The sequence below is a fragment of the Dokdonella sp. genome (genome assembly GCF_019634815.1).
Classification (GTDB): domain Bacteria; phylum Pseudomonadota; class Gammaproteobacteria; order Xanthomonadales; family Rhodanobacteraceae; genus Dokdonella_A.
In genome coordinates this window covers 14,314-27,499 of the sequence record NZ_JAHCAP010000002.1, presented here as the reverse complement: position 1 = coordinate 27,499, position 13,186 = coordinate 14,314, and the positions used below count along the sequence as shown (strand labels likewise).

The 13,186-nt window shown below is 65.9% G+C and carries 13 protein-coding genes; 8 read left to right on the top strand and 5 right to left on the bottom strand.

Annotated features, from left to right (window positions below; all coding sequences use genetic code 11):
• Positions 1-38: 38 nt before the first annotated feature.
• Complete coding sequence (gorA, locus tag KF759_RS01485) at positions 39-1,382, bottom strand: glutathione-disulfide reductase (protein WP_291222530.1); 1,344 nt, start codon at positions 1,380-1,382, stop codon at positions 39-41.
• A 16-nt stretch (positions 1,383-1,398) separates the two neighbouring features.
• A complete protein-coding gene (locus tag KF759_RS01480; RefSeq protein WP_291222528.1) occupies positions 1,399-2,655 on the bottom strand; it encodes an FAD-dependent oxidoreductase in 1,257 nt (418 codons plus the stop codon).
• 80 nt (positions 2,656-2,735) lie between these two features.
• Here KF759_RS01480 and KF759_RS01475 point away from each other — a divergent pair, with 80 nt between their 5' ends.
• The gene (locus KF759_RS01475; protein ID WP_291222526.1) at positions 2,736-3,053 is read left to right on the top strand and encodes a hypothetical protein; all 318 of its coding nucleotides are present in this window, start codon (positions 2,736-2,738) and stop codon (positions 3,051-3,053) included.
• An 83-nt stretch (positions 3,054-3,136) separates the two neighbouring features.
• Positions 3,137-3,634, top strand: coding sequence for a C40 family peptidase (locus tag KF759_RS01470; RefSeq protein ID WP_291222524.1), 498 nt, complete (start codon positions 3,137-3,139; stop codon positions 3,632-3,634).
• 45 nt (positions 3,635-3,679) lie between these two features.
• Here KF759_RS01470 and rmuC read toward each other — a convergent pair whose 3' ends face one another.
• Positions 3,680-5,188, bottom strand: coding sequence for a DNA recombination protein RmuC (rmuC, locus tag KF759_RS01465; RefSeq protein WP_291222522.1), 1,509 nt, complete (start codon positions 5,186-5,188; stop codon positions 3,680-3,682).
• 440 nt (positions 5,189-5,628) lie between these two features.
• Here rmuC and KF759_RS01460 point away from each other — a divergent pair, with 440 nt between their 5' ends.
• From KF759_RS01460 to KF759_RS01435, 6 genes are all read left to right on the top strand, one after another.
• On the top strand, positions 5,629-6,381 hold the full coding sequence (locus KF759_RS01460; protein ID WP_291222521.1) for a DsbC family protein: 753 nt from the start codon (positions 5,629-5,631) through the stop codon (positions 6,379-6,381).
• A gap of 127 nt (positions 6,382-6,508) precedes the next feature.
• On the top strand, positions 6,509-7,156 hold the full coding sequence (locus KF759_RS01455; RefSeq protein ID WP_291222804.1) for a methylthioribulose 1-phosphate dehydratase: 648 nt from the start codon (positions 6,509-6,511) through the stop codon (positions 7,154-7,156).
• Positions 7,153-7,725, top strand: a complete 573-nt coding sequence (locus tag KF759_RS01450) for a cupin (RefSeq protein WP_291222520.1) — start codon at positions 7,153-7,155, stop codon at positions 7,723-7,725. Before KF759_RS01455 ends, KF759_RS01450 begins: the two co-directional genes overlap by 4 nt.
• Positions 7,722-8,168, top strand: coding sequence for a PH domain-containing protein (locus KF759_RS01445; RefSeq protein ID WP_291222519.1), 447 nt, complete (start codon positions 7,722-7,724; stop codon positions 8,166-8,168). The genes KF759_RS01450 and KF759_RS01445 overlap by 4 nt, the downstream gene beginning before the upstream one ends.
• Complete coding sequence (gene mtnC, locus KF759_RS01440; RefSeq protein ID WP_291222517.1) at positions 8,165-8,854, top strand: acireductone synthase; 690 nt, start codon at positions 8,165-8,167, stop codon at positions 8,852-8,854. The genes KF759_RS01445 and mtnC overlap by 4 nt, the downstream gene beginning before the upstream one ends.
• A gap of 215 nt (positions 8,855-9,069) precedes the next feature.
• Entirely contained in the window at positions 9,070-10,779 is a 1,710-nt protein-coding gene (locus KF759_RS01435) for a C13 family peptidase (RefSeq protein WP_291222516.1), read from the top strand.
• Here KF759_RS01435 and KF759_RS01430 read toward each other — a convergent pair.
• Both KF759_RS01430 and KF759_RS01425 read right to left on the bottom strand, forming a co-directional pair.
• Positions 10,731-12,395 carry a hypothetical protein gene (locus tag KF759_RS01430; protein ID WP_291222515.1) on the bottom strand — a complete coding sequence of 555 codons (1,665 nt, stop codon included), beginning with the start codon at positions 12,393-12,395 and terminating at the stop codon, positions 10,731-10,733. The two genes, KF759_RS01435 and KF759_RS01430, sit on opposite strands and share 49 nt — an antisense overlap.
• Positions 12,385-13,167 carry a glycosyltransferase family 2 protein gene (locus KF759_RS01425; protein ID WP_291222513.1) on the bottom strand — a complete coding sequence of 261 codons (783 nt, stop codon included), beginning with the start codon at positions 13,165-13,167 and terminating at the stop codon, positions 12,385-12,387. The genes KF759_RS01430 and KF759_RS01425 overlap by 11 nt, the downstream gene beginning before the upstream one ends.
• Positions 13,168-13,186: the final 19 nt, after the last annotated feature.

The following is a 13,186-nucleotide window of genomic DNA, read 5'->3' as shown; positions in this document are numbered from 1 at the left end:
AACCAGCCTGCCGCAATCAGGTCAGGCAGCCATTTGCGCTACATCAGTACCAGCTCCTCGGCCGAGGTCGGATGAATCGCGATCGTCGCATCCAGATCGGCCTTGCGCGCGCCCATCCTCAGCGTCACCGCAAAGCCTTGCAGGATTTCATCGGCTGCGCTGCCGATCAGGTGAATGCCGACGATGCGCTCCTCGACGCCGACGCAGACAAGTTTCATCAGCGTGTGCTCCTGGCTGCCCGCCAGTGCGCCGAGCATCGGCCGGAAGCGCGCGCGATGCACCCGCAGCGCATCGCCATGCTCGGCACGCGCCGCCTCTTCGGACAGGCCGACGCTGCCGATCGGTGGATGCGAGAACACCACGGTCGGCACCTTGGAATAGTCCAATCGTGCGTCGGGGCGGCCACCGAACAGCCGCTCGGCCAGTTGCCGCGAGGCAGCCACCGCAACCGGCGTGAGCGGAATCCGATGGGTGACGTCGCCGACCGCGTAGACACCCGCTGCGCTCGTGTTTTGCCACTCGTCAGTGGCAATGAATCCGGCCGCATCGAGCGCGACGCCGGCCTGTTCGAGACCCAGATCGCGTGTGGTCGGATCGCGCCCGACCGCCCAGATCAGCTCATCGAAACCATCAGCTCGACTGCCGTCGGCAGCGTGCAACACATAGCCATCCGCAGCGCGTTCGACGGCATTGGGCGAATGTGCGAATGCCAGATCGATGCCGCGCCGACGCATCGCCGCAGCGAGCATGTCTCCGATTTCGTGATCGAAACCTCGCAACAGACGCTCGCCGCGCGCGAATACGGTGACTTGCGCCCCCAACGCCGCGAGCACACCCGCGAGCTCCACCGCGATGTAGCCGCTGCCGACGATCGCGACACGGCGCGGACAGGCGCGCAAGGCGAAGAAGCCGTCAGAATCGATGCCCAGCTCGCCGCCGGGAATCGCCAGGCGCCGTGCGTGGGCGCCGGTGGCGATCAATACGTGCCGGGCATGCAGCTCGCGCGCGCCCACGGCAATGCGGTCGGCGGCAAGCAGGCGGCCGCGCCCGGGGATCAATTCGATTCCGAGCTCGGCGAAACGCCGGCGGTAGCTCGCATGGATGTTGTCGATGTAGGCAGTGCGTCGCGCTATGAAAACGGGCCAATCCAGCGGTGCCGGTGAGGAAGCGAAGCCGACTTCGCGCGCGATGTGCTGGGCCTCGGCGAGTTCGGCCGCGAGCCACATCGCCTTCTTCGGCACGCAGCCGAGATTCACGCAGGTGCCGCCCAGCGCGGCGGGTTCGAGCACCGCGACGCGGGCACCGTGTCGGGCCGCGCGAATGGCCATTGCAATCCCGGCCGAGCCGGCGCCGAGCGTGACGAGGTCGAAGTCATCTTCCACGACCCTGGCTCCCTCTTCAGTTGAAGCGCGCCGGCGCGAACGCCGCGATGTCGAGCGAGGGCTGGCGCGCGGTGACGATCTCGCTCACCAGCACGCCGGTGGCCACCGACATTGTCACCCCGAGCATGCCATGGCCGGTCGCCAGCACGAGGTTGCGCAGGTGCGGCACGCGGCCGATCAAGGGCAGGTCGTCACTCGTCATCGGTCGCCAGCCAAACCATTCCTCGACCAGCGCCGGACCTTCGGGCTCTCGCAGGTACTCGGCAGCGCCACGACGCAGGGCATCCAGGCGGGTGCGGTTGAGCGTGTCGTCGTAGCCGGCGAATTCCATCGTGCTGCCAAGCCGATAGCCCGATTCCCAGCTCGTCACGCACACCGCTCTTTCCTTGAGCGTCAACGGCATGCGGGGACACAGGGCGGGTCTGCGGTAGGTGATCGAATAGCCCTTGCCCGGCTGGATCGGAATGCGCAGATCGAGGTCGCGCGCAAAGCGCGGCGACCAGGCACCGAGCGCCAGCACCACCTCGTCGGCACTGAACTCGCCGCGGGTGGTGGCGACGCGTGCGATCCGCGTGCCGTCGTGGACGATCTTTTCGATACGCGCACCCTCGACCATGCGGCCACCGGCAGCGCGCACGATGCGGGCCAGCTCGGCAACGAAACGATCGGGCCGCAGGCTGGCATCGCCCGCATGCAGGATCGCGCCGGCAAGGCCGGGCTTGAGCGCAGGTTCACGCGCAATGGCCGCGGCGGCGTCGAGAACCTCGCAAGGTGGCAGGTGCATCGCCAATCGCTCATGCACGCTGCGGGCACGCTCGAGTTCGCGTGGATCGCGGAACACGTGGAGCGTGCCGGATGCGGCGAATTCACAATCGAGCTGTTCGGCACGAACGAGCTCTTCAATCCACTTCCGCGACGCTTCCAGCAGGGGCAGCTTGGCCGCCGTGGTGCGCAGTGCGTCGGACCAGTTGCAGCGGCGGCGAAAGGCGAGCAGCCAGCGCAGCAGTTGCAGATCCGGGCGCGGCTTGATGCGAAGCGGCGCATCGGGCCGCAGCAGCCAGCGCAAGGCCGTGCCCACGGTGCCCGGCATCGCCAGCGGCATGGCATGACTGGGCGTGAGCGTGCCGCAATTGCCATGCGAACTGCCGCTGCCGGCGCGATCCTGCTCGAGCACGGTCACGCCGCGTCCGGCCTTGAGCAGGAACCAGGCGCAGGCGAGGCCGATCACGCCGCCACCGAGTATCAGCACATCGTTCGAACGGGCTTGCTCCATCGCCCCATTGTACGGCCCGCGCGACGCTTGGCATCGAAAATGCAGGAGAACCCTGCGAAATCCCCATCCAGGATCGAGCCATGAAAGTGCCAACCCCGGAAGTCCTGCTCGCACTGCGCGCGCCCAACGCCGGCTGGCTCGCCGCCCTGATCTGCGCACTCGACGAGGCGCAGCACGATCCGAACTTCTCCGAGGCCCAGCGTGTCCTGCTGCACCGGCTGATCGATTCCGAAGACCTGCCGCGCGCGGCCGTGGTCGCGGCGCATGATCGCCTGGTCCGCTTCGAGGAGGATTTGCGTGCGGATTTCGCCAATCTCGAAGCCGATCTCGCGCCAGAGCCGCCCGCTCCGGTGGAAAAGCGTCGTCCAAAACTGACACTTTGTGTCGCAAACGCCTGACCTTCGTTGTCAGCCTCAGGCCGCCACGGGCTTGCCGAGGCAAAACCGTTGACACCCGGCCAGCGCCGAGCCAGCTTCGGCGCATGCTGATCCGCCCATTACTCCGCTGCGCGGGCGCTCTGGCCCTTGTTCTCCTGACTGCCTGCGCAAGCACGCCCCGCCGCGATTCTCCGGCGCGCCCGGCGCTGGATTCCGCCGCCGCGGCGGAGGCAGCCAATGCGGTGCTGTTTCGCGCCATGTCTCTGGTCGGCACGCCCTACCGCTACGGCGGCAACAGCCCGGCGAGCGGATTCGACTGCAGCGGGCTGGTCGCCTACGTGTTTCGTGATGCCGCACGCATCGAGCTGCCGCGCCAATCGGCGGCGATGAGCGCGCTCGGGGGTCGCAAGCTGGACGCCCAAGCCTTGCAATCGGGCGACCTGGTGTTCTTCGCCGCCGGACACAGCATCAGCCATGTGGGCATCTACGTCGGCGAGGGTCGTTTCGTGCATGCGCCCAACAGCGGTGGCACGGTGCGACTCGATCGACTCGACGGCGCTTGGTGGCGCGAGCATTTCGCCTTCGGCAAGCGCGTCTACTGAGCTTGTGCGGCACACCGGCACCGCCCGCGCACACTGCGCGCAGGGTCAAGGCAGATCCTGAACGCCCGCGGCATCACCTTCCTCACCCTCAGCCGCGCCGGCTTCGTCGAGCAAGCGGGAAGGCAGTTCCTTTTTCACCGCTGCGATCTCGCTCAGGGTCTGGATCTGCAGCACCACGCTGCCCTTGCCACCCTGGGTCAGCCTGCGCAGGGCACCGGCATGGGAGGTCTGCGCCTTTTCGAGCTGACCGCCGATCGCAGCGAGGTCCTCGACCAGCAGCACGAAGTTGTCGTGCAATTGCGCCGCACGCCGCGCAATCTCGTCGGCCTTGGCGTTGCGCCGCTCGATCCGCCACAGATGCGCAACCGTGCGCAAGGTTGCCAGCAGGGTGCTCGGACTGACCAGGCAGACGTTGCGCTCGAGGGCATGCAGGTAGAGCCGTTCGTCGACGCGCACGGCCTCGATGAAGGCGGCCTCGACCGGCACGAACATCAAGACGAAATCGAGCGTGCGCAGGCCGGCGAGTCCGCGGTAGTCCTTGCCGGAAAGACCGTCGATATGACGCCGCAAGGACGCCACGTGCTCACCCAGCGCCAGTGCGCGCCCGGCTTCGTCAGCGCTGGCCACGCTGCGCTCCCAGGCGAGCAGCGAAACCTTGGAGTCGATCACCACATCCTTGTCATCGGGCAGATGCACGATCACGTCGGGACGCTGGCGGCCACCTTGTCCGTCGTTGAAACTCGCCTGTGCGGTGTACTCGCGCCCGACCTGCAAACCCGAGGCTTCGAGCACGCGCTCGAGGACGAGCTCGCCCCAGGCACCCTGCGCCCGCGTGTCGCCCTTGAGCGCGCGCGTGAGATTGAGCGCATCCTCACCGATGCGTTGGTTGAGCTGCTTGAGGCTCTGGATTTCACTTGCAAGCATGCCGCGCTCACGCTGCTCGTTGGCGTGAGTCTGGGTGAAAGCCTCGCGGAACTCCTTGAGCTGGAGTTTGAGTGGTTCGAGCAGGCCACCGACCTGCTTTTCGCTCTGCTCGCCGAAACGTTGCGCGCGATCTTCGAGAATGCTGCCGGCCAGATTCTGGAAGGCCTCACGCAGCCGCTGTTCGGCATCTTCGAGCAATTTGAGCTTCTCGGCGGCGGCCTTGGCCTGTTCGCGCGTGCCGGCCTCGAGGCTGGCATGCCGACGCGTGAGCTCGACGAGATCGCCCTGTGCCTGATCGCGCGCGCGCCGCGCATCAGCCAGATCCTGCGCGAATCGCTCGGCCTGGGTCTTGTGCGCGGCAGACTGTTCGGAGAGTTTGCGCAACTCACCCTGCGCCACGTGCGCGGCCTGCTCGAATGCCTCGATCCGGCGCGCCGCTTCGGTGCCGCGCACTGCCAGCGCATCACGTTGACTGGCCAGCGCAACGATCTCGGCATCCCGGCTGCCACGACCGGCCTCGTGCGCATCGCGCCGCCAGCGGCGGGCCAGGAGCCACATCCCGAGTGCACCAAGCAGCAAGCCAGACAGTGCGCCAAGCGCTGCAACCAGAGCGAGATTCAGTGACGACACGAGGATTCCGGAACGGGACAATGCGGTCATTGTGACAGCGCCTGTCTCAGATGTTGATACGCCGCGAACCGGCCCGGCACACCGCGGACTCTTCAAGCGCCTTGGCGCCGCACGCTGCGCGTCCAGCCCGCGCATCCACGGCACTGAACGGCTGCGCAGGATGGAACTTCACTGGTGCGCACCAGTCTCATGCCGGGTTCGGGCACATCAGCGCGCCGGACCCGGGGCCCTGTCAGCCCGAGCAAGGATCGAGATGCGCGTTCCTGTGCTTGCCCTGGCATCCACCGGCACGTCGTTGCCGCTACGACCCATGCAGGGATTCAACAGGCGAATCAGGCCATTGCACCCAATGCCAGATTCGATGAAGCGCAAAATTCGACTGTGACTGGCTTCCACGCAGTCATGGTCGGCCGCCACCGCCAGGAATCGAGGACCCCGTCATGTCAATGCGCAATTCCTTCCTGTTCACCGCCACGCTCTCGACGCTGTGCGCCAGCGGCATCGCCCATGCGGCCGACACCCCGGCGCAGGCCGCTGCGCGCAAGGCGCTCACCGACCTCGTGCCGCAGGCAAGCATCGATGCGATCGAAGCCGCGCCGATGGCTGGCTTCCAGCAGGTGATCGTCGGCAGCCAGATCGTCTACGTCAGCAATGACGGCAAGTACATCCTGCAGGGCAAGCTGCTCGATACGCTCAAGCAGCGCGACCTCACCGAGGCGCGTCTGGCAATCGACGTGAAGAAAAAGCTCGACGCGGTGCCCACGAGCCGACGCATCATCTTCGCGCCGGCCGGCAAGCCGCAGTACAAGGTCACGGTGTTCACCGACATCGATTGCGGCTACTGCCGCAAGCTGCACTCGCAGATCGCCGAGTACAACAAGCGCGGGATCGAGGTGGATTACCTGTTCTACCCGCGTTCGGGCCTGAGCGGCGAGTCCTACGACAAGGCGATGGCGGTTTGGTGCGCGAAGGATCGCAAGGCGAGCTTCACCGCGGCCAAGGCCGGCCAGACGCCGCCCCTGCTCAAGTGCGACAACCCGATCGCGCAGGACTTTGAGCTGGGCAACCAGGTCGGCGTGCCGAATCTGGGGACACCCACCATTTTCGCGTCGGACGGCAGCAAGCTCGGCGGCTATCTCGACCCCGACCAGATGCTCGCCCGGCTCAAGGCGCTCGATACGCCGACGCTGTAAGGCACGGCGACAGACACGCATTGCAGTTTCGGAGCAAGCGCGGCAGCGATGACCGCCGCGCAAGCACGACCTGCCTTGTCCTAAACTGGGTCTTCGCCGGCAAACGACGCAACCACGGAGAACGGCCATCAGCATTGCGAACATCGACCGCGAACGACTTGAAGGCTGCGCCCGGGAAATCGCCGCGGCGGGCCGCGCGCTCGGCGCGCTCGGCTGGACCCCGGCCACCAGCAGCAATTTCTCGATGCGTCTCGACGAACGCCACGCCGCCGTGACGATTTCCGGGCGCGACAAGGGCGCGCTCACGAGCGCCGACATCATGGTCGTCGACCTCGACGGCCAGGCAGTCGGCAGCACCCACCGGCCGTCAGCGGAAACCGCGCTGCATACGCAGGTCTACCGCCTCTTTCCCGAGGCAGGCGCCGTGCTTCACACGCATTCGCGCGCGCAATCGGTGGCCTCGCGCCTGTTTGCCGCGCGCGGCAAGGTGCGTTTCGAGGGCTGGGAGCTGCAAAAGGCGATCGCCGGTTGCACCACCCATGACAGCGTGCTTGAGCTGCCGGTGTTCCCCAACACCCAGGACATGCGGGAACTCGTGAGCGCGGTCGATGCGTGGCTCGGCGCCGGCAAGGCCCTGCACGGCTACTTGATTGACGGTCATGGCATCTATACATGGGGCAAGGACATGCCCGAAGCGCGCCGCCACCTGGAGGCGTTGCAGTTCCTTCTCGAGTGCGAACTCGACCTGATCCAGTTGCGAGGCACGACCCCATGAGCCGACTGCGCATTTTCAACCAAGCCGATGGCGACACCCCGCTGGCGGTCCACACCGACCACGCCGCGATCGAACGCGAGCTGCGTGCCGCAGGCGTCCGTTTCGAACGCTGGCAGGCGGGCGCGCCGATTGCCCCGGGTGCCAGTCAGGACGACGTGATCGCCGCCTACCGCAATGACATTGATCGGCTGATGACCGAAGAAGGCTATCAGGCAGTCGATGTGATCAGCCTCAAGCCCGACCATCCCGAGCGCGCTGTCCTGCGCCAGAAATTCCTCAACGAACACCGGCACAGCGAGGACGAAGTCCGCTTCTTCGTTGCCGGTGCCGGGCAGTTCTACCTGCACCTCGGCGAGCAGGTCTTCGAGGTCCTTTGCGAGGCAGGCGATCTGATTGGCGTACCCGATGGTGTCCGCCACTGGTTCGACATGAGCCAGTCCCCCAGTTTCGTCGCCATCCGTCTGTTCACCAATCCCGAAGGCTGGGTTGCGCGCTTCACCGGCGACACCATTTCCTCCCGCTTTGCACCGATGCAACCGCATGTATCCGCGCGAGCCGATGCCGCATGAGCTATCTCGACGACTCATTGGCCCCGGGCGAAGAGATCGCGGCTCGCTTCGATCTGCACTGGAGCAGCTACTGGCGGCTGGCACTGCTGGTGGTGCTGACGATCCCGACCCTTGGCCTGGCGGGCCTGGTTGCGATCTACGAATGGCTGCGCCTGCGCGCAATAGAACAAGGCGTGACCAACCGCCGCGTGGTGCGCAAGACCGGCATCATCAGCCGCAGCACCACCGAGCTGCGGCTGGCCTCGATCGAGACCATCGACCTGCGCCAGAGCAGTCTCGGACGCCTGTTCGATTTTGGTGATGTCGTGCTCACCGGACGCGGCGAAACCGCGATGGTGTTCACGCGCCTGGCCAAGCCGCTGGATGCCAAGCGCGCGCTCGAAGGGGCCTACGCCAACAACGTGGAAAAGAACTGCGAACACGACCACGGAGCTGCGCGATGATCTCGACCATCCTCACCGACATCGAAGGCACCACCAGCTCGATCGACTTCGTCAAGGACGTGTTGTTCCCCTACGCCCGCGAACGACTGCCCGCCTACATCGAAACCCACGAAGACACGCCCGAAGTTCAGCACTGGCTGCACGAGACCGCGCGCGAGGAAGGGCTGGTATCGGCCTCCCGGCAGGAGCTCATCGACCTCTTGATCGAATGGATCGATGCCGACCGCAAGTCGACTGCGCTCAAGGCCCTGCAAGGGATGATCTGGCAGGACGGTTACGCCAGTGGCGAGTTCCGCGCCCACATCTACCCGGAAGTCCCCGCACGCCTGCGCGCCTGGCAGGCCGCTGGCAAGCATCTGTATGTCTATTCGTCGGGCTCGGTCGAAGCACAGAAGTTGTTCTTCGGCCATTCCGAAGCGGGTGATCTGACGCCCTTGTTCGATGGCTATTTCGACACCCGGACCGGCCCCAAGCGCGAGGCGGCGTCGTATGTGCGAATTGCGCACGAGATCGGACAGCCGCCCGCATCGATTCTGTTTCTCTCCGACATCGCCGCCGAGCTTGACGCCGCGCGCAGTGCCGGCATGCACACGATTCTGCTCGCGCGCGCACCTGGCTGCTGCCCGAAGGGCGCCGATCATCGCTGTGTCGCCGATTTCGAGGCCATCGATCCGGACTCGATCTGACGGGATTTCGGCTGGGGCCCGATTCCTGCTGTCGCGACATCGTGGTCGCTTTCCTGAAAGCCGACCCACGTCGGCATGAATTCATCCCGTTTCCCTGCGAGCAGCCGCGGTCGTTTCGGCATGCACCCAGCCAGGCCGCCCGGGTTCGCGCGTCCACGCGAAAACCGACTCGCGACCGTGCGTGTTCGACCCGCATCCCTGCGGGGCGCACAGGCATGGATGCCTTGGGTCCTGGCGAGGTCGAACACGACATGGATCACACCCATGATGAGCGCAAGCGCCTGCCGCCCACCCCAGAACTCGCCGGACACGGGATAATGCACATCGACGTCATTGCACATCCCCGAGCTGATTCATCCATCGTGAAACCCTATTCGCAGACCCTTGCCGATGGCCTGCGCGCCGCCCTGCTCCGCACGCCGCGCGGTTCGGGCTTGCGCGCGGGCGCGGGCGTGTTCGTTGCCTTCGTCGCCACCTATCTGTTCGCCTCCTTGCTGGTCGATGGCCTGGATACGCCAAGTCCGTGGCGCTTCGACAGTGGGGGTGTCCTCGTCGTGCTCGGCGACGCCCTGCTCACCCTGATCGCGGGCTGGTTGCTTGCGCGCCTGGCCCAGCGGGATGAATTCACACTCGGCGTGGCCAGCACCCTGCTTGCCGCCACTGCGCTGGTTGCAGTGCTGGTCCACTGGCCGCTGCGCCTTCTCGCGGACCTGCTCCACGCGCACGGCCAGACCGCCCTGGGGCTGCTGGTCGCGCTGATCGGGCAATCGTGGTGGTTCTTCGTGCTGCTGGTGGTCGCGCATGGCCTCATTCCGCGCAGCTTCGCGCGCGCGGTGGTCGCGGCCGTGCTTGGCTATGCCATTTCGGCAGCCAGCTGGTGGTATCTGCCGTCGGTATCAATGCTCGATACCGCGGTGTACGCGCCGGTGGCGGCAAGCGATGAAGCGGCGCGCCCAGTCGATGGCGCGGCAGACACCCAGGCTGCAACCGCAGGCACCGACGGAGAGGTCGGCTCGGCAGGAACCGAAGCTCTGGCTGCGCCCGCCTTCGACCCCGAGCAGGTGATGTATGACCAACCTGCCCTGCTCGATGCCGCGCTCGCGCAACTCACGCCGCGCACGCCGGGCAAGATCAATCTCTACGCGGTGATCTTTGCCGGCGACGGCAGCCAGGACGTGTTCCGCAACGAGGCCGAATACGCGCAGCGGCTCTTCGAGCAGCGCTTCGACGCCAAGGGCCATGTCGTCGTGCTCGAGAACAATCCGTCCACGGTCGGCACCCGGCCACTGGCGAGCTGGACCAATCTGCAGCGCACGCTGCAGGCGATCGCGCAGAAGATGGATCCGGCGCAGGACATCGTGCTGCTCTACCTGACCACACACGGCAGCAGCGATCATGTGCTGCTGGTCGATCTCGATCCGCTGCCACTCAATCAGATCGCGCCTGAAGACGTGGTCGATGCGTTCAAGACCACGCCGGCAATGCGCTGGAAGGTGGTGGTCGTGAATGCCTGCTACTCGGGGGGATTCATCGATGCGCTGCGCGACGATTCAACCCTGGTGATGACCTCGGCGCGCAGCGACCGCACTTCGTTCGGCTGCGGCACGGATTCGGATATCACCTGGTTCGGCAAGGCTCTCCTCGTCGATGCGCTCAACCAGACGACCTCACTGCCCGCAGCATTCGCGATCGCGCGCGAGGAAGTCGCCAAGCGCGAGGCCGAAGACGCCAAGACCGACCCCGAACTTCTGCACTCCGAACCGCAGATTTCGACATCCGCGAGCATCGATGCCAAGCTCGCGCGCTGGAGCGCGGGCCTGTCCGCCGGCCCGGCGGTCGAGTTCAAACCCGCAGTCGCCCACGCGCAAGCCAGCGATCAGGGAGAGCCACGCAAGGAAAACACGGTCACGGCATCGTCGCGATAGACGGGCGCACCGAGTTTCGCTTCGACCTTGGCCGCGCACGCCCTCATGTCGGGCCAGGCCACCGGCCACGGAAACGCCTTGCCCGCGGGCAGCGTCCACGGATGCATGCGCAGCACGAGATAGTCGGCACCCCAGGTTGCGCCTTCGAGGATGTCGGCCAGGCGCCCGAAACGCTTGAAGCGCGTGCCGCTGGCGGTATACGGGAACTCATCCCAGTCGCCCTCGCCGCAGATCGGCGATGCCAGAGCGAACTTCACGTTCTGGTGATGGATCTGCTGCAGCCACGGATCGGGCATGTAGTTCGAATGGGCACGCGCCGGCGTCTCGATCAGGGTCACGCTGCCCGCTGGTCGCTTGGCCAGATCGGTGTAGAACGGCGAAACCGGCCCGAGTTCGAGCCGGGTGACGTAGGGATTGTGAGCAGGGTCGTAGTCGAACTGGAACAGCGCATGGCCCATGAATTGGTTGGGCCAGTAGAACCAGGTCGGCAGCGGCCCGCGTGCAAGCAAGGCGATCAGCGCGATCAGTACCAAGGGCATCGTCAGCCATGGCTTGCGCAGGCGTTCGACCGTATCCACCAAACCGGACGCGACCAGCAGCAGCAACCACGGCAGGATCGGCGTCGCATAACGCGCAAATACCAGCGGATGCTGCACCCAGGCTGGCTGCGTCAAGGCGATCACGCCCATGCCGACGATCGCGGCACTGAGCACGCTTGCGACAAGGAAGCGCTCGCTGCGCCACAGACGCAGGGCGCCAAGCACAAGCAGAATCAGCACCACGCCCAGGCTCAGTGCATCGGTGATACCGAATTGCATGAGCAGGGTGCGATACAGACTCGCGCCGCTCACGCTGTCGGCACCGGCCTTGCCGGCGAGTGCGGCCCAGTCGTTGATCAAGGGCGGCGCGAGCGCGATCAACAGCAGGCATCCCGTGAGTGCGCCCAGCAACAGGCTGCCGCGCAGCACGCGCGCGGCCCGCTCGCGCTGCTTCGAATCGAAACAGGCGATCGTGGCGATTGTCGCGGCGCAGGCCAGCGGCCACAGCGTGAACACCAGCGACAGCAGATGCGCCCAGCCGGCCAGACAGGTCGCCAGGACGTACAGCGCCGCCCAAGCCGGCGCACGGCCACCTCGCGCTGTCCAGTTGCGCAAGGCGAGGAAGGCGAGCACGCCGCACAGGGCGAGCAATGCATAGGGCCGCGCCGTGCGGCTGAAGTAGATCAGCAGCGGCGACACCGCGAGCAGGCCGAGCCAGGTCACGCGCACCGGCAACTCGAGCGTGCGCCGCAGCAGCAGCGGCGCGATCACCAGCAACGCAAGCCCGGCAATCAGCAGCGGCAGGTGCATCGACCATTCGCTAAGTTGGTTGTGCTCGTAGAGCCAGCGGTCGTAAAGCGTGAGCGGGATCGAATAGTCGGCAATGCCGAAGTGGTCGGCGATGTCCCCCATACCGGACTGAATCAGCTTGCGAACCGCATGCCATTCATCGTCGATGAGCATCTGCGAGCGCAGTTGCCAGATGCGCGCGAACGCACCCGCGAGCAGCGCAGCGGCACCCAGCAGCCACCAGGGCCAGCGCAGATCGCGCGCAGCGGGCGTGCCTTCAGGGCGCATCCGGCTTCATCGCCGTCAGCCGATCCGCGGGCGCGGCAGAAAACAGCTGCGACTTGAGCAGGCGCCATTTCCACAGGCGATAGGTCATGGCCACACGCAAGACGCCCAGGCCATACACCACCGAGCGGCGGAAATTGATCTCGCTGGCATCGGCAAAATATTTGGTCGGGCAGGACATCTCGCCGATACGCGCACCGAAGGCATGCGCCTGCACCAGCATCTGGTTGTCGAACACGAAGTCATCGGAGTTCGACGCGAGCGGCAAGGTCTCCAGCACCTTGCGCGAGAACGCGCGATAACCGGAATGAAACTCCGAGAGCTTGGAACCGATCAACAGGTTTTCAAACGCGGTGAGCAGGCGATTGAACAAGTATTTGTAGCGCGGCATGCCGCCCGCGATCGCGGTGTTGCCGAGGATGCGCGAGCCGAACACCACGTCGTAGACCCCCGAGGCGATCATCGCCGCCATCGCGGTGATCAAACGCGGTTCGTATTGGTAATCCGGATGCAGCATCACCACGATGTCGGCATCGGCACCGAGCGCGAGCGCATAGCAGGTCTTCTGATTGCCGCCATAGCCGCGGTTGACAGCGTGGCGATGGGTGCGGATCCCCAATCGCTGCGCGACCGCGACCGTCGCATCGTCGCTGGCATCATCGACCAGCAGCACCTCATCGACGATGTCGAGGGGAATCGCCGCGTGGCACTCGGCCAGCGTCTTCTCGGCGTGATACGCCGGCATCACCACGACGATTTTCTGTCCGTGCAGCATGCGCTGGGTCCGAGGCCGC

What these genes read in the sequence shown, in the direction of transcription:
- KF759_RS01460 (WP_291222521.1), top strand. Translation starts at nt 5,629, where the DNA reads ATGTCAATGCGCAATTCCTTCCTGTTCACCGCCACGCTCTCGACGCTG.
- KF759_RS01435 (WP_291222516.1), top strand. Translation starts at nt 9,070, where the DNA reads ATGGATGCCTTGGGTCCTGGCGAGGTCGAACACGACATGGATCACACC.
- KF759_RS01425 (WP_291222513.1), bottom strand. Translation starts at nt 13,167, where the DNA reads ATGCTGCACGGACAGAAAATCGTCGTGGTGATGCCGGCGTATCACGCC.
- KF759_RS01445 (WP_291222519.1), top strand. Translation starts at nt 7,722, where the DNA reads ATGAGCTATCTCGACGACTCATTGGCCCCGGGCGAAGAGATCGCGGCT.
- KF759_RS01470 (WP_291222524.1), top strand. Translation starts at nt 3,137, where the DNA reads ATGCTGATCCGCCCATTACTCCGCTGCGCGGGCGCTCTGGCCCTTGTT.
- mtnC (WP_291222517.1), top strand. Translation starts at nt 8,165, where the DNA reads ATGATCTCGACCATCCTCACCGACATCGAAGGCACCACCAGCTCGATC.
- KF759_RS01430 (WP_291222515.1), bottom strand. Translation starts at nt 12,395, where the DNA reads ATGCGCCCTGAAGGCACGCCCGCTGCGCGCGATCTGCGCTGGCCCTGG.
- KF759_RS01475 (WP_291222526.1), top strand. Translation starts at nt 2,736, where the DNA reads ATGAAAGTGCCAACCCCGGAAGTCCTGCTCGCACTGCGCGCGCCCAAC.
- KF759_RS01450 (WP_291222520.1), top strand. Translation starts at nt 7,153, where the DNA reads ATGAGCCGACTGCGCATTTTCAACCAAGCCGATGGCGACACCCCGCTG.
- KF759_RS01480 (WP_291222528.1), bottom strand. Translation starts at nt 2,655, where the DNA reads ATGGAGCAAGCCCGTTCGAACGATGTGCTGATACTCGGTGGCGGCGTG.